The organism is Pseudomonas sp. LH1G9 (assembly GCF_002949975.1).
GTDB classification, from domain to species: Bacteria; Pseudomonadota; Gammaproteobacteria; order Pseudomonadales; family Pseudomonadaceae; genus Aquipseudomonas; species Aquipseudomonas veronii.
The window spans coordinates 6,495,527-6,515,902 of the sequence record NZ_CP026880.1 but is presented as its reverse complement, the minus strand read 5'-3'; the positions used below and the strand labels follow the sequence as shown (position 1 = coordinate 6,515,902).

Below are 20,376 nucleotides of genomic sequence, written 5' to 3'. Positions count from 1 at the left end.
CAAGCCACGTTTCTGCGGGCTGCAGCACAGTTTCAAGGCGGCTAGCAGACAAGTCCCCCGCTGTCGAGATATGGCGCCGTGGGCCGTTTGCGTATACTGCGCAGATGTTCTCCCCAACTGCTTTGCGCCCGCGATGCGCCAAATGGCTCATCGCCACCGGACTCTTCCTGATGCTCAGCGCCTGTGTTGATAAGCCCAGCACGCTCGAGCGAATCAAGGAGGATGGCGTATTGCGGGTGATTACCCGGAACAGCCCGGCCACGTATTTCCAGGACCGCAACGGTGAAACCGGTTTCGAATACGAACTGGTCAAGCGCTTTGCCGACGACCTGGGGGTGAAGCTGGAAATCGAGACCGCCGACAACCTCGACGACCTGTTCGGCCAGTTGGGCAAACCCAACGGCCCGGTCCTCGCCGCCGCCGGCTTGGTCAGCAGCGAGCGACGCAAGCAGCAGGTACGCTTTTCCCACCCGTACCTGGAAGTCACCCCGCAGATCATCTACCGCAATGGCCAGTCGCGCCCCACCAACGCGGCAGACCTGGCGGGCAAGAAGATCATGGTGCTCAAGGGCAGTACCCACGCCGAACAACTGGCCGAGCTTAAAAAGCAGAACCCTGCGATCGAATACGAAGAATCCGACGCCGTTGAAGTGGTCGACCTGCTGCGCATGGTCGACGAGGGCCAGATCGACCTGACCCTGGTGGACTCCAACGAAGTGGCGATGAACCAGGTGTACTTTCCCAACGTGCGCGTGGCGTTCGACCTCGGCGATGCCAGCAACCAAAGCTGGGCCGTGGCCGCCGGCGAAGACAACAGCCTGCTCAACGAGGTCAACAGCTACCTGGACAAGGTCGGCAAGAACGGCACCTTGCAGCGCCTGAAAGATCGCTATTACGGGCACGTCGATGTGCTCGGCTACATGGGCGCCTACACCTTCGCCCAGCACTTGCAGCAGCGCCTGCCCAAGTACGAGAAACACTTCAAGACCTTCGCCAAGGAAGAAAAGGTCGACTGGCGCCTGTTGGCCGCCATCGGCTATCAGGAATCACTCTGGCAACCGGCGGTCACCTCCAAGACCGGCGTGCGCGGCCTGATGATGCTGACCCAGAACACCGCCCAGGCGATGGGCGTGTCCAACCGCCTGGACGCCAAGCAAAGCATCATGGGCGGCGCCAAGTACCTGGCCAAGATCAAGGACGAGCTGGACGAAGATATCGCCGAGCCGGACCGCACCTGGTTTGCCCTGGCCGCCTACAACGTGGGCACCGGGCATCTGGACGACGCGCGCAAGCTGGCGCAGAAGGACGGCCTGAACCCGAACAAGTGGCTGGACGTGAAGAAAATGCTGCCGCGCCTGTCGCAGAAGCAGTGGTACAGCAAGACCCGCTACGGCTATGCACGGGGCGGCGAGCCGGTGCATTTCGTGGCGAACATCCGGCGCTACTACGACATCCTCACCTGGGTGACCCAGCCACAGCTGGAAGGCAACCAGGTAGTCGAAGGCAACCTGCATGTGCCAGGGGTCAACAAGACCAAGCCGCCGGAAGAGAACCCGCAGCTGTAAACCCGAAGCCCCCAAACACCACCGCCCAATGTGGGAGGGGGCTTGCCCCCGATAGCGGTGTGACAGTCAGCTTGTTTATAACTGATCCACCGCCATCGGGGGCAAGCCCCCTCCCACATTTGAATCGCTACTGGCCTTGAAGACCAGTGATCAGATGCACGATCCCACCCGCCAGCACCATCACTCCCGACACTCCCGCTGCCTTTAACGCCGCCGCATCCACCCGCGCCGCATCCCGCAGTTGCACACGCACCCGCGTCAGCGCCACGCGTTGTTGCGACTGGAGGTTATCCGCGCCACCGAGGGCATTCAGCACATCGGCGGACAACAGGTTCTCCGCCGCCGGCACAGGCGCCGCGACGGTCTCGGCGATCAAGTCCGGGGTCAGGGCTTTCCAGAATGCCCGCTGCAATTTCTCGAACATGCTCAGTGCTCCACGACAGGTGAGGTTTCAACGGTGGCCGCGTGGTACAGGCGCAAGGCCTCACGCACCTGCGCGGCTTCTTCAAGGCCGAGCACCTGATGGGCGATGATCTGGCAGTCCGCCAGGTCCAGCTCGCGCACGGTGGCCTTGATGGTCGGGATCAGCGGTACGCTGACCGACAGCTCGTCCACCCCCAGCCCGATCAACACCGGCACCGCCAACGCTTCAGACGCCAGCGCCCCGCACACGCCAACCCACTTGCCGTGGGCATGGGCGGCCTTGACGGTGGTGGCGATCAGACGCAGCACCGCCGGGTGAAAGCTGTCGGCCTGGCTGGCCAGGCGCGGGTGATCGCGGTCCATCGCCAGGGTGTATTGGGTCAGGTCGTTGGTGCCGATGGAGAAAAAGTCCACATGGGGCGCGAACACGTCCGCCATCAAGGCCGCGGACGGCACTTCGATCATGATGCCCAGCTTCGGCAGCTCGGTGAGCCCCAGTGCCAACGCTTCCTCTTCAAGCATCGTGCGCGCCAGGCGCAGCTCCGAGAGCAGGCTGACCATCGGCAGCATGATGTGCAGCCGCGTCAACCCGGCACTCGCGAGGATCGCGCGGAACTGTTCGCGCAACAACTCGGGGCGCTCCAGGCACAAACGAATACCGCGCAAGCCCAGGAACGGGTTGGTCTCGGCATCCATCGGCACATAGGCCAACGGCTTATCGCCGCCGACATCCAACGTGCGTACCACCAGGTTGCGCTCCGGGCCCAGGGCGCGGGCGATGGCGTTGTAGGTGCCGGCTTGCTCCTCGGGGCTCGGTGCGCGATGGCGGTCCAGGTACAGAAACTCTGATCGCAGCAGCCCCACGCCTTCGCCGCCCAGGCTCAGGGATTGCTCGACCTCCTGAAGCGACGCGACGTTGGCCGTGACTTCGACGTGATGACCATCGCGGGTGATGGCCGCCAGGCGTGCCTGCGCGACGTCGCGTTGGCGCCGCACTATTTGCTCCCGGTGGGTGGCCTGCAATTGCTCGATCTCGGCCAGGTCCGGGTCCAGGTGCAACTCGCCCTTGTCGGCGTCCAGCAACACTTGCCGACCGTCAGCCAACGCCAGCACCTGCGGCGGCGCCCCGCAAATCGCCGGCAGCCCCAGCGCCTGGGCGAGGATCGCGACGTGGCTGGTCGCCCCGCCGCCGACGGTGACGAACCCGAGCACCTTGTGCGTGTCGAGGCTGGCGGTCTGCGACGGCGTCAGTTGCTCGGCGATCAGGATCGCGCGCTCAGGCAGTTCCCAGGCGCGGTCGTGAATGCCGAGGATCAGTTTCAGCACGCGCTGGCCGACGTCGGCCAGGTCCGCCGCACGTTCGGCGAGCAGGGCATTGCCCAGGCCCTGGAACAGTTGGGCGGTGGCGAGCGTGGCGCTGTTCCAGGCAAAGGCGGCGCTTTTGCCGACGGCCAGCAGGTCGTGGGCTTGCTCCAGCAGGGTCGGGTCTTCGAGCAGTTCCTGATGGGCGCGGAAGATCTGCGCCTGGGCACTGCCGACCGCCTTGGCCTGCAAGCTCTGCAAGGCCTCGGTAGCGGCGTGCAGGCCACGGTCCAACGCCGCGCGTTCGAGTGCTTCGCCGCCGCCCGTTTCGGGAATGCTCAGCGCCGGCTCTGCCACCTGGACCACCTGGCCAAACGCCGAGCCCGTCGACGCACACACGCCCCGCAGCACGTTCGCGGACGCCAGCGACACACGCGGTTCGACGTCCTCGACCGGCGCCGCGACGCTCTCGCCGCACCCCTCGGCCAACAGCGCCACCAACGCCTTGATCGCCGCGGCGGCATCCTCTCCCGCCGCGCTCACCTGCAAGGTGTCGCCCTGCACGGTTTGCAGTGCCATGATCGCCACCAGCGACTTGGCGTTGGCGCTCTGGGTTTGCTTGTGCAGGTAAATACTGGCGTCGAACCCCTTCGCCGCCTGGGCAAACACCGCCGCCGGGCGCGCGTGCAAACCGTTGGCATTGGGCAACGTCAACGGTTTGGAGAACAGTGCGTCGCCCTCCTCTTCGTCCTCGGTTTCAGCCGTCTCGCCTGGCGACAGGCGCACCAGCGGCTGGCCCAGCGTGACCGGGCCGCTGTCCGACGCCAGCAGCGCAAACGGCTCGCCGCTGACCACCAGCATCAAGGTCAACAGGCTCCGGGCATTGAGCGCTACGTAGTCGGCGTCGAACTCGATCAACGGCTGCCCGGCCTCCACCCGCTGGCCTTCCCCGACCAAACGGCTGAACCCCTTGCCCGCCAGGTTCACGGTGTCCAGGCCGATATGCAGCAGCACCTGGACGCCATTGTCAGCCGTGATGCTCACCGCATGGCCAGTGTCCTGGATATTGCTGATCACCCCGGCCAACGGTGCGCAGAGGGTCTGCGAGGTCGGGTCGATGCACAGGCCGTCGCCGATCAGGCGGCTGGAGAACACCGGGTCGGGGACCTTGTCCAGTGCCAGCAGCACGCCCGACAAGGGCGCAAGCAATTCCAGGGGTTGAGTTGCGGTCATGACTTCACCTGCTGTTTTGTTCTGTAAAAATCATTGGGTGGATACACATCCCGAGGTGACAAAGATCAAATGTGGGAAGGGCTTGCCCCCTCCCACATTTAAGCCTGTCCAGATCCGAAGATTCACTTCCACCAGTACTCGACTTGCACACCGACGTTCGAGCCATGCCGCGCGGTGCCGTAGGCGCCGGTGTCAGACAACGCCGACCCAGCCGCGAGCTCATTCGCCGCGCGTTTGGCCGCTGCGTTCCAGCTCGCATAGGTGTAGTACAGACGCACTTCCGGGCGCGCCCAGAAATCCGGGCCCTTGGGCGACCAGGTCGGGGCGAAGGTGAATTTGCTCAGTTTGCGCGTACCGCCGGTGGCGTCGACCTGATCATGACCAAGCTCGGTGACCAGTTTGAACTGTTCACTGATGGCATAGGCCGGGCGCACACCGATGGACATCCAGGTCTGGTCCTGGCTGCCGGGGCGAATGTCTTTCTGGTACACGGCCTCGATCTGCCCACCGAAACGCGGGGTGAGCTGCCAGTCGAAAAACTCCACGGCGCGGTAGCTTTTGCTGCTGTTATCCAGGGCCGTATTGCCGGTGTAGCCAAGGCCGGTGCCGGGACCTTCGCCATACTGCAGGGCGAACTTGTTCTTGCCACCGAGGAAAGGTTTTTGCACATGTTGCGCGGTCAGCGCCCAACCGCTGTTGGCATCACGCCCACCGGCTTTTTCGATGTAGCTCAAGCCCAGTTCCAGCTCGCCGCCGGGGTTGGTCTTGAAGCCGGCCACGTTGAAGTCGTGACGCGTGGCGTATTCCTTCTGGTACAGGTTGTCCTTGCGCGAAAGCGCGTAGCTGTATTTCAGGTCGCCAATCAGCACATCCTCGATGCCGCCGCCCGTGGCGCTCTGGTTCCAGTAGTAGAAATCGGAGATATGGATGTCGTTACGCTTGTAGTAACGCCGCCCCGCCCACAGCGAGCCGCCGTTGAGGCTGGGCAGGTTGGACCACTGTGCATACATCTGCGGCATGCGCGCCGAGCCGTTGTCTTCGCCCTGGAATTTAAGCGCGCGGTCGTACTTGTTGTAGAGCGAAGCCATGGCGTCGACGCTGAGTACGGAGCCGTCGTCGAGGGTCAGCAGGTCCTGGCGCAGTTCCAGTTCGGCGTACTGTTCGCATTCGTTGCCCAACCGGTATTTGGATTGCGCGCCCGGCAGTTGGAAGCATTGCTGCTTGCCACTGCCGGTCGACGTCCCCGCGCCGCTACGCAAGTAACCGGCAAACTCCAGGGCCTGAGCGCCGAACGGCAAGCTCAGACACGATGCAACGAGGCCCAGCTTTATTGTTGTTTTCATGAAGTACTCCGATATTTTTATTATGTTTGTGTGAAGCGCCCGGTGCTCCCACACCGGGAATTGACCTTCTGCTTCGCGTCGCGCGGGGCAGTTGCAACGACGTTCCAGCCGTCAGTCCTTGAGGTGCAGCGCAAAGGATTCGTAAGGCCGCAACACCATCGGGCCCGTGCTGACCTGGCAATCGGGGTAGTTGCTGATCAGCAGGCGTTGTCGGGTAGCGGCGTTGAGGACGTGATCGGGCAGCTGGATTTCGCAGGGTTTGCCGTAGAAGTTGTTCAGCACCAGCAGGCGCTCGCCATGGCCTTCGCGCAGGTAGGCCCAGACCTGGAGGTGGCCCAGCAACAGTTCGCGGTAAACGCCGTCTTGAATCAGCGGCTCCTGGCGACGCAAGGCGATCAGGCTGCGGTAGTGATGCAGCACCGAATCCGGGTCATCCCGTTGGCTGTCGACGTTGATCTGCGCCGCGTTGGCCGGGATGCCGATCCACGGTTCGCCGCTGCTGAAACCGGCATGCTGGCGGGCATTCCACTGCATCGGCGTGCGCCCGTTGTCCCGCGACTTCTGCATAATCGCCGCCATGCTCGACGCCTCGGACTCACCGGCATCGCGCTTGAGGCGGTAGATGTTGAGAGTTTCGACATCGCGGTACTGCTCGATCGTGTCGAAACCCGGATTGGTCATGCCCAACTCCTCGCCCTGGTACACATACGGCGTGCCCTGCAGGAAGTGCAGCGCCGTGGCGAGCATCTTGGCCGAGACCACACGATGCTCACCGTCATCCCCAAAGCGCGAGACCACCCGTGGCTGGTCGTGGTTACACCAGAACAGCGCGTTCCAACCGCCGCCGGCCTGCATGCCCAGTTGCCAGTCGGAAAAGATCTGCTTGAGCTGCAGGAAATCGAAGTCGGCCTTCACCCACTTCTGCAGGTTCGGGTAGTCGACTTTCAGGTGGTGGAAGTTGAAGGTCATCGACAGTTCTTTGGACTCCGGCCGCGAGTAGCGGATGCAGTGTTCCAGGCTGGTGGATGACATCTCGCCGACGTTGATCAGGTCATGGCCTGCGAAGACTTCGCGGTGCATTTCCTGCAGGTACGCGTGTACGTTCGGACCGTCGGTGTAGAAACGCCGACCGTCGCTGGCGTCCTCCGGGAAGTCGGCGGGCTTGGAGATCAGGTTGATCACATCCAGGCGGAAACCGCCGACGCCTTTGTCGCGCCAGAAACGCATCAGCTTGAACACCTCGGCGCGCACCTTGGGGTTGTCCCAATTCAGGTCGGCCTGGGTGTGATCGAACAGGTGCAGGAAGTACTGGCCGGTTTGCGCTTCGTATTCCCAGGCCGAGCCGCCGAATTTGGATTCCCAGTTGTTCGGCTGGTCGCGCCAGATGTAAAAGTCGCGGTACGGGTTGTCGAGGCTGCTGCGCGCCTGCTGGAACCACTCGTGCTCGATGGAGGTGTGGTTGACCACGATGTCGAGCATCAACTTGATGCCGCGCTTGGCCGCTTCGCTGATCAGTTGGTCGCAATCGGCCATGGTCCCGTAGCTCGGGTCGATGGCGTAGTAGTCGCTGATGTCGTAGCCGTTGTCGCGCTGCGGCGAGCGCAGGAACGGGGTGATCCACAGGCAGTCGACGCCCAGCCATTGCAGGTAGTCGAGTTTATCCACGATACCCAGCAGGTCACCGGTGGCGTTACCCGCGTGGCTGTGAAAGCTTTTGGGGTAGATCTGGTAGATCACCGAGTGTTGCCAGTTTTGCATGGTGGGTTCCTTCAGTAAAATTGTGTACCCGCCGCTCGGGCCTCATCGGGAGCAAGCCCCCTCCCACAGGGGGAACGCATTCAACTGTGGGAGCGGGTTTGCTCGCGAACGCGGTAATTCAGGCAACGCGATACCCAGGCCGCACGATCTTCATGCTCAATGCACAGGTCAGAACAAACGGCACGACCATCGCGATGACCATCCCGATCACAAACATCGGGATGGCATGCGGCACGATCGAGATAAACCCGGGCAAGCCGCCGACCCCGATGGCCGAGGCCTGCACCTTGTTCAGCGACAGGAAAATGCTGCCCAGTGCCGAGCCCAGCAGCGCGGCATAAAACGGGAACTTGAAGCGCAGGTTCACGCCGAACATCGCCGGTTCAGTGATGCCGAAATACGCGGAGACGGCGGAAGTCGAGGCCATGCTTTTGTCCCGCGCATTGCGCGCCATGTAGAACACCGCCAGCGCGGCGCTGCCCTGGGCCAGGTTGGACATGACGATCATCGGCCAGATAAACGTGCCGCCCTGGGTGGAGATCAGTTGCAGGTCCACCGCCAGGAACATGTGGTGCATACCGGTGATCACCAGCGGCGCATACAACAGACCGAAAATCGCCCCGCCGAGCATCGGCGCCAGGTCAAACAGGGTGACCACGCCCTGGGTGATCAGGATGCCGAGGTGACGGGTCACCGGGCCGATGATCGCCAGCGCGAGCACGCCGGTGACGACGATGGTGGTGATCGGCACGACCAACAGTTGGATGGCATTCGGCACTCGCGCGCGCAGCCATTTCTCGATGACGCTCATCACATACGCCGCCATCAGGATCGGCAGGATCTGCCCCTGGTAGCCGACTTTCTCGATCTTGAACCATCCGAAAATATCGAAGTACGGCAGGCTCTGGCCATCGAGGCCGGCCACCGCCTTGCCGTAGTTCCAGGCGTTGAGCAGGTCCGGGTGGACCAGCATCAGGCCAAGCACGATGCCGAGGATTTCACTGCCGCCAAAACGCTTGGCCGCCGACCAGCCCACCAGCGCCGGCAGGAACACGAACGAGGTGTTGGCCATCAGGTTGATCAGGCTCCACAGGCCATCCAGGTTCGGGTAGGCCTCCAGCAGCGTCTTGCCCTCGATGAACATGCCCTTGGCGCCCATCAGGTTGTTCACGCCCATCAACAGGCCGGCGATGATCAACGCGGGCAGGATCGGCATGAACACATCGGAGAACACCCGCACCAGACGCTGCATGGCGTTGGTCTTGTCGGCGCCCTTCTTCTTGACGTCGGCGATGGTGGCGGCGGCGAGGCCGGTCTGTTCGCGCAGGGCGGCATAGACCTTTTCCACTTCGCCGGGGCCGATCACCACCTGGAACAGCCCACCGGTAAAGAACGAGCCCTTGACCAGGTCGACTTGGTTCAACGCGCTGCCGTTGACCAGGCTCGGGTCCTTGAGCGCCAGGCGCAGGCGGGTCACGCAATGGGCGGCTTGCTCAAGATTATCGCGGCCCCCGAGGTGCTCGAGAATTTCGCGGGCGATGTTCGAATAGTCGTGGCTCATGCTTGGTTTCCACTTTGATTTTTTTATTTGGGGGGCAGTCATTGGCAGCACGCCGAAGGCAAAAGTACTCGTACAGACGAGTTAAAGCAACAACTCGTCTGTACGAGTTACATATTGTCTATTTTTTCTGGATCAGGCCCCGCCACAGCCCACAGATTTCCGTGGGCCCAATGGACAAACCCCAGCCGTGCCACTAAGGTTCCTGCCTTGAACGCAAACGCGGCACAGAGCCATCCCCATGAGCAAATACAACCAGATCTATACCGATCTGCTTGCCAACATCACCACCGAACGCCTGCAACGCGGCACCCGTCTTCCCTCTGAAACCGAACTGATGGATGCCTACCAGGCCAGTCGTGGCACCGTGCGGCGGGCCATCGAGCAGCTGCAGGAGCGTGGGTTTGCGCAGAAAATCCATGGCAAAGGCACGTTTGTGTTATCGCCCAACCCCATCGAGTTCCAACTGGGCGGCATCGTCAGCTTCCACGAAACCCACGCCGACCTGGGCGATGACGTCCACACCGACGTCGTCGAATTCACCCAGTTCCCGCTGGAAGGTTCGCTGCTGCAGCATATCGAGGCCGAACCCGGCACCCTGATCACCCGCATCAAACGGGTGCGGCGCATCGGCGGCAAACGGGTGATCCTCGACATCAACCACTTCGTCGCCGACCTGATCCCCGGCCTGGACCGCACCATCGCCGAGCAGTCGATCTACGCCTTCATCGAACAGACGTTGCAACTGCACATCAGCTACGCCCAACGCACCATCGAAGCCCTGCCCCGCGGCAAAGACGACCAGGCACACCTCGATCTCGAGGGGCAAAGCCATGTGATCGTGGTAAGCAACCAGACGTTTCTGCAGGACGGGCGGCAGTTTGAGTACACCGAGTCGCGGCATACGTTGGATAAGTTCTACTTTTCGGATATTGCGCGGCGCTAAGGCCGAGCGAAGCTCAAACGTAGCCGCGGGCCGCTATCGCGAGCAAGCCCGCTCCCACACTTTTGCTGCGGCGTTTGATTTATCGTGTTTCAGAAGCACAGAACCCCGGCACATGGCCGGGGTTCTGTTATTCAGCATCCACCTGCTAGGGCAGGATCACTCCCACTCAATCGTCGCCGGCGGCTTGCTCGACACGTCATACGTCACGCGTGAGATGCCTTCGATTTCATTGATGATACGGCCGCTGACGGTTTCCAGCAGTTCGTAAGGCAGGTGTGCCCAACGGGCGGTCATGAAGTCGATGGTTTCCACCGCACGCAGGGCCACGACCCAGGCGTAACGACGGCCGTCACCGACCACGCCCACCGATTTCACCGGCTGGAACACTACGAACGCCTGGCTGACTTTGTGATACCAGTCGGCCTTGCGCAGTTCTTCGATGAAGATGTGGTCGGCGCGACGCAGCAGGTCGGCGTATTCCTTCTTCACTTCACCGAGGATCCGCACACCCAGGCCCGGGCCCGGGAATGGGTGGCGGTAGACCATGTCGTAGGGCAGGCCCAGTTCCAGGCCGAGACGGCGGACTTCGTCCTTGAACAGCTCACGCAGCGGTTCGACCAGCTTGAGGTTCATTTCCTCGGGCAGGCCACCCACGTTGTGGTGGGACTTGATCACGTGGGCCTTACCGCTCTTGGCGCCAGCCGACTCGATCACGTCGGGGTAGATGGTGCCTTGGGCGAGGTACTTGATGTTGTCCAGTTTGTTGGACTGGGCATCGAATACGTCGATGAAGGTGCGGCCGATGATCTTGCGCTTCTTCTCCGGGTCGGACTCGCCGGCCAGGTTGTTCAGGAACTGATCTTCAGCGTTGGCGCGGATCACCTTGACGCCCATGTTCTCGGCGAACATGGCCATCACTTGCTCGCCTTCGTGCAGGCGCAGCAGGCCGTTGTCGACGAATACGCAGGTCAGTTGATCACCGATGGCCTTGTGCAGCAGCGCGGCAACCACGGAGGAGTCAACGCCGCCGGACAGGCCGAGCAGGACGTTGTCGGTGCCGACCTGGGCACGCACGTTGGCGATGGCGTCTTCAGCGATTTTCGACGGGGTCCACAGGGCTTCACACTCGCAAATGTCGAGGATGAAGCGCGACAGGATGCGCCCGCCTTGCTTGGTGTGGGTTACTTCCGGGTGGAATTGCACGCCGTAGTAACCACGCTCGTCGTTGAACATGCCGGCGATCGGGCAGCTCGGGGTGCTGGCCAGGATGTGGAAGTCTTGCGGCATCTTGGTGACTTTGTCACCGTGGCTCATCCACACGTCGAGGCCGAACAGGCCATCGGCGTCGACATGGTCTTCGATGCCGTCCAACAGGCGGCTCTTGCCGACCACGTCGACACGGGCATAACCGAATTCACGCAGCTCGGAACCTTCAACCTTGCCGCCCAACTGCTCGGCCATGGTCTGCATGCCATAGCAGATACCGAACACGGGCACGCCCAGGTCGAATACGGCTTGCGGGCAGCGCGGGCTGTTGGCTTCGTGTACCGACTCGGGGCCGCCGGCGAGGATGACGCCTTTCGGTGCGAATTCGCGGATCGCTGCGTCGTCCATGTCGAACGGATGCAGTTCGCAGTACACGCCGATTTCACGCACGCGACGGGCGATCAGTTGGGTGTACTGGGAACCGAAATCGAGGATCAGGATACGGTGGGCGTGAATGTCGAGGGCCATGAGATCAGTCTCGTCTAATGAATCAGAAACAACTCGGGGCTGAATAAGACAGCCCCGGTTACTTAACTTTATGCTGGAAGCCTCAACCTACGCGGTAGTTTGGCGCTTCCTTGGTGATCTGCACGTCATGGACGTGGGATTCGGCCATACCGGCGCCGGTGATCCGCACGAACTCTGGCTTGGTACGCATTTCGTCGATGTTGGCGCTACCGGTGTAGCCCATCGAGGAACGCAGGCCGCCCATCAGTTGATGGATGATCGCGCTCAGGGTGCCTTTGTACGGCACACGGCCTTCGATGCCTTCCGGAACGAGTTTCTCGGCGCCTGCCGAAGAGTCCTGGAAGTAACGGTCGGAAGAACCTTGCGCCTGGGACATGGCGCCCAGCGAACCCATGCCGCGGTAAGCCTTGTACGAACGACCCTGGAACAGTTCGATCTCGCCCGGGGCTTCTTCAGTACCGGCGAACATCGAGCCCATCATCACGCAGGAAGCACCGGCGACGATGGCCTTGGACAGGTCACCGGAGAACCGGATACCGCCGTCGGCGATCAACGGAACGCCCGTGCCTTCGAGGGCCTCGGCGACGTTGGCGATGGCGCTGATTTGCGGCACGCCCACACCGGCGACGATACGCGTGGTGCAGATCGAGCCAGGGCCGATACCGACCTTGACCGCATCCGCGCCCGCTTCGGCCAGGGCCTTGGCGGCAGCGCCGGTGGCGATGTTGCCGCCGATCACCTGGACTTCAGGGAAATTCTGTTTAACCCAGCGAACGCGGTCGATCACGCCCTTGGAGTGACCGTGGGCGGTGTCGACCACCACCACGTCCACACCGGCAGCAACCAGGGCCGCTACGCGATCACCAGTGTCTTTACCGGTGCCGACTGCCGCGCCGACACGCAGACGACCTTGGTCATCCTTGCTGGCCAGCGGGTAAGCCTTGGCTTTTTCGATGTCGTTGACGGTCATCATGCCCTTGAGGGCGAATTTGTCGTCGACGATCAGCACGCGCTCGATGCGGTGCTTGTGCAGCAATTCGCGCACGTCGTTCTTGTTGGCGCCTTCCTTGACCGTGACCAGACGCTCTTTAGGCGTCATCACTTCGCGGACGGTGACTTCAAGACGGTTCTCGAAACGCACGTCACGGGAGGTGACGATGCCGACGAGGTCGCCATTGTGCAGCACCGGCACGCCGGATATGTTGTGCAGACGGGTCAGTTCGAACAGGTCGCGCACGGTGGCGTCAGCGTCGATGGTGATCGGATCTTTCACCACACCGGCTTCATAACGCTTGACCTTGCGCACTTCGGCAGCTTGCTGCTCGACGGTCATGTTCTTGTGGATGATGCCGATACCGCCTTCCTGAGCCATGGCGATGGCCAGACGGGCTTCGGTGACGGTATCCATGGCAGCGGAAACCAGGGGAATATTCAGCTCGATGCCACGGGTTAGGCGGGTCTTGAGACTGACTTCGTTAGGAAGCACCTCGGAATAACCGGGCACTAGGAGAATGTCGTCGAATGTCAGAGCTTCTTGGCTGATACGCAGCATCGCGGGGGCTCCCGAGCGGGAAAATGGAAGCGCGCCATTATACTCAGACACCCCTCAGGTCTCAACGTAAAACTCTGACAAACTTGGTAATACTGATAGATGGAGAAAAGATGCTGCTTTTCTGTAGGAGCGAGCTTGCTCGCGAAGAACACCAAGACACCGCGTTTAACCAGACTACCCGGATTATCGTTGACGATTTTCGCGAGCCAGCTCGCTCCTACAAAGGGTTGAGCTTGCAGCCTACAACTCGACTTTGACCCAACTGATCTTCTGGTCCAACCAATCGGCAAATTCGTCGATAAAGCTCTGCTTGAACCCCGCCTCCGCCCAGTTGTTGAAGATGAATCCGAGGTTGGAAAACCCACATTCCTGCAGGAACAGAAAACCGTTGATGTCATCCTCATGCCCACACAGCGGGCAGGTGAAGTTGTCGGTGTGGCCGGGCATCCACTCTTCCAGGCTGTCGAACAGCGCCTCGCCGATTTCCTTGAGGCATTCCGGGCAGCCGGCTTCTTCGAGAAAGCCCTTGGCCGGTGTATAGATGCAACGCTTGTAGATGATTTCCAGGCCATTGACGGGTTCGTTGAACGGCAGCGCATCCGGGTGCAGCACCACGGCGCGGGCGCCGTCGGCCAGGGCGTAGGCCATGCGGTTGCCGGTGCGCCCGCAGGTGGTCAGCTCTTCCTTGATGATGTTCTTGCGCACCAGCCAGCGCACGATCGCCCGGGCACGGGGTTCGTGGACGGGCAAGGTGGAGATTTTCGGGACAAGGATGCTTTGGGAATTCATGGGAGCCCTGCGGTATGACGTCTGGCGCCGTCGCGGGCAAGCCCGGCTCCCACCTTGCAATGCGATCGACTGTGGGAGCGGGCTTGCTCGCGAAGAAGCCCTGAAGGCAGGCAGCTTAATCCCTGCCCGACACAGGTCAAGTACTCAGGTACCGCCCAATCAAGGCAATGCCACTGCCCAGCACCAGCCACGTGACCAATCGCACAAACGCCTCACGGGACATGCGCAACGTCAGCCGCCGCCCACACCACAACCCCAGGGCCATCGCCGGCAGCAGGCAAACCGCCAGCAGCAACAGCGGCATGTCGGCATACACCCCGGCAATCAGGAACAGGCTCAGGCGCACCACGGTGCTGCAACTGATCAACGCGCTTTGCGTGGCGCGCGCGGCGTCCTTGGGCAAACGACTGCTCAAGTAGATCGCATATAGAAAGCCGCCACTGCCGAACAACGCACCGAACAAACCGCCGACGGTGCCCATGGGAACCGCCCAGCCCGCCGCCAGTTGCGCCGGCCGGGCCTTCACCGCCAAGGTGTAAATCGCGTAGGCGCTGATAAACAGCCCCATCAACAACAGCAACAGATCCGAATGCAGGTTGAGCAAAAACACCACGCCCAGGGTGCAACCGATCGCCATGCACGGCAGCAGTCGCAACAGCTCCGGCTTGTTCACATCCCGTCGCGATTGCAGCAGGTTGCCGAAGGCCGCGATGAAATCCAGCAACACCAGCAGCGGGATGACCTTCGACAGCGGCATGAACATAAGCAGGATCGGCCCCGCCACCAGCGCCGTACCGAACCCGGCGATGCCAAACACGATATAGGCCACGGCAACGCCCAGTCCGATCACCAGCCAATCTGTACCGCCAAACGACCACTGACTCATCAGCTCAACCGGGCTCATGGGCAATTCCTTGAAAGAGAGGTGCATCACTTTAGCCATCGGTGAGAGTTGCGACTAATATCTTCAAAGCCCTCCACACATCTCGAAAAGGCATGACGCGTGATTTCCACCCGCCAACTGCGCTACTTCGTCGAAATCGCCGACAGCGGCAGCTTCAGCGCCGCCGCCGAGCGCCTGTTTGTCGCGCAATCGGCCCTGAGCCGGCAGATCAAAGAACTGGAAAACCAACTGCACACCCCGTTGTTCGAACGCACCGCGCGCCTGCCTCGGCTGACCGCCGCTGGTGAAGCCTTCTACCCGCGGGCGCGCAACCTGCTGAGTGAACTGCACAAGGCCAGCGAGATGGCGACGCAAGTGGGTAACGGCCAGGTCGGCACCCTGCGCTTGAGCCATTCGAGCACCGTGCCGATGAGCGGCGCGCTGCTGTGCGGCATCAGCACCTGGCTGGAGCGCTGCCCCGGCGTATCGATGGATATCGCCAAACTGTCCTCCGAAGCCCAACTCGAAGAAATTGCCGACGGTCGCCTGGACGTCGGCCTACTGCGCCTGCCGGTGCTACGCCAGCGCGAAGGCGTGCGTGTGGTGCCTTTATACAGTGAGCAGTTACTGCTGGCCGTACCGCCGAACCACGCGCTAGCCCGCTGCCAGGCACCGGTCGAATTGGCCCAACTCAAGGACGAAGCGTTTATCTCGGTCCCCCACCCCCAGCGCGGCGGGCTGAGCTATCTGTCGGCCGAGTTGTGCATGCGTGCCGGATTTTTCCCCAAGGCTGCACGGGTCATGTCGCGCAAGACCACGCAGTTGCAGTTGATCCAGGCCGGCTTCGGTATTGCCTTGTTACCAAAATCGATGCAGGACATCGCCCCGGCCGCCGTGCATTTTTTACCCCTGGCCGACCCGGACTGCCTGAGTACCGTGGCCCTGGCCTGCCCGCACACACCGAGCGCGTTGGTGGAGCAATTCTGCCAAACCTTGCGCGAATGCCTATAAACTGCCGCCCATGATTAAAGATCCCTCTCCATGATTAAAGATCCGTTCGCCCGCCTGGGCCTGGACCGCGAGGTCCTGACTGTCAGCCAACTCAACGGCCGTGCGCGGGTGTTGCTGGAAGACGTGTTCACCAATATCTGGGTCGAAGGCGAGATCTCCAACCTCGCCCGCCCGGCGTCCGGCCATGTGTACTTCACCCTCAAGGACAGCGGCGCCCAAGTGCGTTGCGCGCTGTTCCGGCAGAACGCCGCGCGGGTGCGCCAGGCCTTGAAGGACGGCCTGGCGGTGAAAGTGCGCGGCAAGGTCTCGCTGTTCGAGGGCCGTGGCGACTATCAACTGATCCTCGACACTGTCGAGCCCGCCGGCGATGGCGCGCTGCGCCTGGCCTTCGATGCGCTGAAGGAAAAACTCAGCGCCGAAGGCCTGTTCAGCGCCGACCGCAAGGTGGCGTTGCCGGCCCATCCGCAGCGCATCGGCATTATCAGCTCGCCGACCGGCGCGGTGATCCGCGACATCATCAGCGTGTTCCGCCGCCGCGCGCCGCAGGTGCAACTCACCTTGATCCCCACGGCCGTACAGGGCCGCGAAGCGGTGGCGCAGATCGTGCGCGCGCTGAAGCTGGCCGACGCGCGTGGCTTCGACGCATTGATCCTGGCCCGTGGCGGCGGCTCGCTGGAAGACCTCTGGTGCTTCAACGAAGAAGCCGTGGCCCGGGCGGTGGATGCTTGCGTGACGCCGATCGTCAGCGCCATCGGCCATGAGACCGATGTGTCGATCAGCGACTTTGTCGCCGACGTGCGCGCGCCGACACCGTCTGCCGCCGCAGAACTGCTCGCTCCGGACGCCAGCAACCTGGTGCGCCAGGTCGACAGCCTGCACCGCCGCCTGGTGATGCTGATGCGCAACCGGCTGAGCCACAACCGCCTGCGCCTCGAAGGCATGGCCCGCCGCCTGCGCCACCCCGGCGAACGTCTGCGCCAACAGGCCCAGCGCCTGGACGACCTGGACATGCGTCTGCGCCGCGCCTTCGAACGCAGCCTCAATACCCGCCGCGAACGCTTGATCCGCCTGGAAACCCGCCTCGCCGGCCAACACCCCGGGCGCCAACTGGCCTTGCTGCGCCAACGCCTGGACAGCCTCGCCGAACGCCTGCCCCGCGCCATGCGCGAAGGCCTCAAGGCGCGCCGCCTGCAACTGCAAAGCCAGGTGCAGACGCTGCAAGTGGTCAGCCCGCTGGCGACTCTCGGCCGCGGCTACAGCATCCTGCTCGACGAGCGCGGCCAGGCGATTCGCAATGCTGCGCAGACCCACACCGGCCAGCGCCTGACTGCGCGCCTCGGTGAAGGCCAATTGCAAGTGCGGGTGGAAGACAACCACCTGACACCCGTCACCCTTTCGTTATTGGATTGATCGATGCCACGTTTTTTCAGCCTGTTGATGCTGCTGTGCCTGACCGTCAACGCCCACGCCGACAGCTTCATCATCCGGGCCTTGAACAAGCCGGTGCCCGGCGGTGTGGCCGTCGTCGACCTGGGCCCCGCGGCGGCCGCGCCGAAAGCCACCTACCAGGGCAAGCCGGTCCTGGTGGTCAAGGAGCAGGCCAACTGGCTGGCGATTGTCGGCATTCCGTTGACGGTCAAACCGGGCAACGAACGCATCAGCAGCGGCGGGCGCAACCTGCCGTTTATCGTCGGCTACAAGCAGTACCCGGAACAGCGCATCACCCTGAAGAACAAAAGCCAGGTCAACCCCGCCCCGGCGCAACTCAAGCGCATCGAAGCCGAGCTGGCGGTGCAGATCAAGGCTTACCGCCGTTTCAGCCCTAACCTGCCAAGCAACCTGCTGCTGGACAAACCGGTCAACGGGCCGCTGTCGAGCAAGTTCGGCGTGCGTCGCTTCTTCAACGGCGAAGAACGCAATCCGCATTCAGGCCTGGATTTCGCCGTCCCCGCCGGCACACCGATCAAGACCCCGGCGGCGGGCAAGGTGATCCTGACCGGCAACTACTTCTTCAACGGCAACACCGTGTTCGTCGACCACGGCCAGGGCTTTATCAGCATGTTCTGCCATATGTCGAAGATTGATGTCAGTGCGGGCCAGCAACTGGCACGCGGCGCGGTGGTGGGCAAGGTCGGCGCGACGGGTCGCGCGACCGGGCCGCATATGCACTGGAATGTCAGCCTGAACGATGCACGGGTGGATCCCGCGATCTTTATCGGCGCATTTCAACCTTGACCGACTCGATTGCGCAGCCGATAGAGGCTGCGCAATTAAAACCAGCCTCAGACTATTTACCAAGCATAAAATCTCGTTTCCTACGCCCACAGAAGAACTTATCTCAATTTTTCTGGACTACTTGCCATCTTTCACCTCGGCGGTTAGGGTTGAACTTATGAAAACCTCTCACACACTCATTTTGCTCCGCCAGCACCGCAGTCTGTGCCTTGTCAGCGCACGACTGCCAGGCTGAATCGATCTGCCTCGTCCCTTGTTTTATACCCCATAACAGTTTTCCGGCAGGCCGCCCTTTTTCGGCCCCTCCACCAAAGGATTTCCCGATGAGCATGCTCAAAGACCCGTCTTCGAAGTACCGCGCGTTTCCGACCATCGATATTCCGGACCGCACCTGGCCGTCGAAAACCATCACCACCGCGCCGATCTGGTGCAGCTCCGACCTGCGTGATGGCAACCAGTCGCTGATCGAACCGATGGATGCAGTGAAAAAACTGCGCTTCTGGAAGACCCTGGTCGCCGTCGGCGTGAAGGAAATCGAAGCCTCGTTCCCGGCCGCTTCGCAAACCGACTTCGACTTCGTCCGCACCCTGATCGAAGGCAACCACATCCCCGAGGACACCACCATCCAGGTGCTGACCCAGGGCCGTGAAGACTTGATCGAGCGCACCTTCGAATCCCTGCGCGGCGCGAAAAAAGCCATCGTCCACCTGTACAACGCCACCTCGCCGTCCTTCCGTCGCATCGTGTTCAACCAAGACAAGGACGGGATCAAGGCCATCGCGGTCAACGCGGCCAAGCTGTTCGTCAAATACGCCGCCCAGCAGCCGGAAACCCAGTGGACGTTCGAATACTCGCCAGAGACCTTCAGCGCCACCGAGCTGGAATTCGCCAAGGAAGTGTGTGACGCAGTGATCGAGGTGTGGAACCCGACGCCCGAGCACAAGATGATCCTCAACCTGCCGGCCACCGTTGAATGCGCCACGCCGAACATCTATGCCGACCAGATCGAGTGGTTCGGTCGTCATGTCAACCGTCGTGACAGCGTGATCATCAGCCTGCACACCCACAACGACCGTGGCACCGGCGTAGCCGCCACCGAATTGGGCCTGATGGCCGGCGCCGACCGTGTCGAAGGCTGCCTGTTCGGCAACGGCGAGCGTACCGGTAACGTCGACCTGGTCAACGTGGCGTTGAACCTCTACACCCAGGGCGTGAACCCTGAACTGGACTTCTCCGACATCGACGGCGTGCGCAAAGTGGTCGAGGAATGCAACCAGATCCAGGTGCATCCACGTCACCCGTATGTCGGCGACCTGGTACACACCGCATTCTCCGGCTCCCACCAGGACGCAATCCGCAAGGGCTTCGCCCAGCAGAAACCCGACGCCCTGTGGGAAGTGCCGTACTTGCCGATCGACCCGGCCGACATCGGCCGCAGCTACGAGGCGGTGATCCGGGTGAACAGCCAGTCGGGCAAAGGCGGCATCGCCTACCTGCTGGAGCAGGAATACGGCATCAGCTTGCCGCGTCGCATGCAGATCGAGTTCAGCCAAGTGGTTCAGGCCGAAACCGACCGCGTGGGCCTGGAGATGAGCGCTTCGCAGATTCACGCGCTGTTGCAGCGTGAATACCTGCAAGCCAACACGCCCTACGCGCTGGTCAGCCATCGCCTGCAGGAAGAAAACGGTAACAGCACCGTGGAAGTGGAAGTCTCGGGCAAAGGCCAGGGCGAAACCAACCTGCACTGGCACGGCAAGGGCAACGGTGCGCTCGAAGCCCTGGTCGCCAGCCTGCCGATTGGCGTGGAAATCATGGACTACAACGAACACGCGATCGGTGCCGGCACCAACGCCAAGGCTGCGGCCTACATCGAGCTGCGAGTGAACGGTGAGCGTCCGGTGCATGGCGTGGGCATTGATGAAAACTTCACCACGGCCAGCTTCAAGGCGGTATTCAGCGCCCTGAACCGCTCGTTGAGCCATTTGGAAGCGAAAGCGGCGTAAACGAGCGCTGACATGCAAAAGGCCCCTGGGTGAGAACTCAG

General features: G+C 62.1%; 15 protein-coding genes. 6 read left to right on the top strand and 9 right to left on the bottom strand.

Translation table 11 applies throughout. The features are described 5' to 3' along the window. The first annotated feature begins 104 nt into the window (after nt 1–104). Complete coding sequence (mltF, locus tag C5F70_RS30285) at nt 105–1,565, top strand: membrane-bound lytic murein transglycosylase MltF (RefSeq protein ID WP_104904511.1); 1,461 nt, start codon at nt 105–107, stop codon at nt 1,563–1,565. A 127-nt stretch (nt 1,566–1,692) separates the two neighbouring features. Here the strand turns inward: mltF and C5F70_RS30280 are convergent, their stop codons facing one another. The 5 genes from C5F70_RS30280 to treP form a co-directional block, all read right to left on the bottom strand. Next, nucleotides 1,693–1,989 (bottom strand): PTS transporter subunit EIIB, encoded by a 297-nt coding sequence (locus C5F70_RS30280; RefSeq protein WP_046382190.1) that lies wholly within the window; start codon nt 1,987–1,989, stop codon nt 1,693–1,695. Nucleotides 1,990–1,991: 2 nt separating this feature from the next. Next, nucleotides 1,992–4,523 (bottom strand): phosphoenolpyruvate--protein phosphotransferase, encoded by a 2,532-nt coding sequence (gene ptsP / locus C5F70_RS30275; protein WP_104904510.1) that lies wholly within the window; start codon nt 4,521–4,523, stop codon nt 1,992–1,994. Between the two features lie 122 nt (nt 4,524–4,645). After that, nucleotides 4,646–5,866: a carbohydrate porin gene (locus C5F70_RS30270; RefSeq protein WP_046489808.1), complete on the bottom strand. Its 1,221-nt coding sequence runs from the start codon at nt 5,864–5,866 to the stop codon at nt 4,646–4,648. A 111-nt stretch (nt 5,867–5,977) separates the two neighbouring features. After that, nucleotides 5,978–7,624, bottom strand: a complete 1,647-nt coding sequence (gene treC / locus C5F70_RS30265) for an alpha,alpha-phosphotrehalase (RefSeq protein ID WP_046489809.1) — start codon at nt 7,622–7,624, stop codon at nt 5,978–5,980. Between the two features lie 118 nt (nt 7,625–7,742). Beyond that, on the bottom strand, nt 7,743–9,185 hold the full coding sequence (gene treP / locus C5F70_RS30260) for a PTS system trehalose-specific EIIBC component (RefSeq protein WP_017846159.1): 1,443 nt from the start codon (nt 9,183–9,185) through the stop codon (nt 7,743–7,745). Between the two features lie 238 nt (nt 9,186–9,423). Here treP and treR point away from each other — a divergent pair, with 238 nt between their 5' ends. Next, nucleotides 9,424–10,128, top strand: a complete 705-nt coding sequence (treR, locus tag C5F70_RS30255; protein ID WP_017846160.1) for a trehalose operon repressor — start codon at nt 9,424–9,426, stop codon at nt 10,126–10,128. Between the two features lie 156 nt (nt 10,129–10,284). On the opposite strand, the gene guaA is transcribed toward treR, so the two are convergent. The 4 genes from guaA to C5F70_RS30230 form a co-directional block, all read right to left on the bottom strand. Next, nucleotides 10,285–11,862: a glutamine-hydrolyzing GMP synthase gene (gene guaA / locus C5F70_RS30250; RefSeq protein ID WP_046382186.1), complete on the bottom strand. Its 1,578-nt coding sequence runs from the start codon at nt 11,860–11,862 to the stop codon at nt 10,285–10,287. A gap of 82 nt (nt 11,863–11,944) precedes the next feature. Beyond that, nucleotides 11,945–13,414, bottom strand: coding sequence for an IMP dehydrogenase (gene guaB / locus C5F70_RS30245; RefSeq protein WP_017846162.1), 1,470 nt, complete (start codon nt 13,412–13,414; stop codon nt 11,945–11,947). Between the two features lie 240 nt (nt 13,415–13,654). Next, nucleotides 13,655–14,203 carry a hypothetical protein gene (locus tag C5F70_RS30235; RefSeq protein ID WP_017846163.1) on the bottom strand — a complete coding sequence of 183 codons (549 nt, stop codon included), beginning with the start codon at nt 14,201–14,203 and terminating at the stop codon, nt 13,655–13,657. Between the two features lie 136 nt (nt 14,204–14,339). After that, nucleotides 14,340–15,107, bottom strand: a complete 768-nt coding sequence (locus C5F70_RS30230) for a sulfite exporter TauE/SafE family protein (RefSeq protein WP_104904508.1) — start codon at nt 15,105–15,107, stop codon at nt 14,340–14,342. A gap of 99 nt (nt 15,108–15,206) precedes the next feature. Here C5F70_RS30230 and C5F70_RS30225 point away from each other — a divergent pair, with 99 nt between their 5' ends. The 4 genes from C5F70_RS30225 to leuA all read left to right on the top strand — a co-directional run bounded on the left by C5F70_RS30225 (nt 15,207) and on the right by leuA (nt 20,335). Next, on the top strand, nt 15,207–16,097 hold the full coding sequence (locus C5F70_RS30225) for a LysR family transcriptional regulator (protein ID WP_104904507.1): 891 nt from the start codon (nt 15,207–15,209) through the stop codon (nt 16,095–16,097). A 30-nt stretch (nt 16,098–16,127) separates the two neighbouring features. After that, on the top strand, nt 16,128–17,507 hold the full coding sequence (gene xseA / locus C5F70_RS30220) for an exodeoxyribonuclease VII large subunit (protein WP_104904506.1): 1,380 nt from the start codon (nt 16,128–16,130) through the stop codon (nt 17,505–17,507). 3 nt (nt 17,508–17,510) lie between these two features. Beyond that, nucleotides 17,511–18,332, top strand: coding sequence for a M23 family metallopeptidase (locus C5F70_RS30215; protein ID WP_017846167.1), 822 nt, complete (start codon nt 17,511–17,513; stop codon nt 18,330–18,332). A gap of 323 nt (nt 18,333–18,655) precedes the next feature. Next, complete coding sequence (leuA, locus tag C5F70_RS30205) at nt 18,656–20,335, top strand: 2-isopropylmalate synthase (RefSeq protein ID WP_017846168.1); 1,680 nt, start codon at nt 18,656–18,658, stop codon at nt 20,333–20,335. Nucleotides 20,336–20,376: the final 41 nt, after the last annotated feature.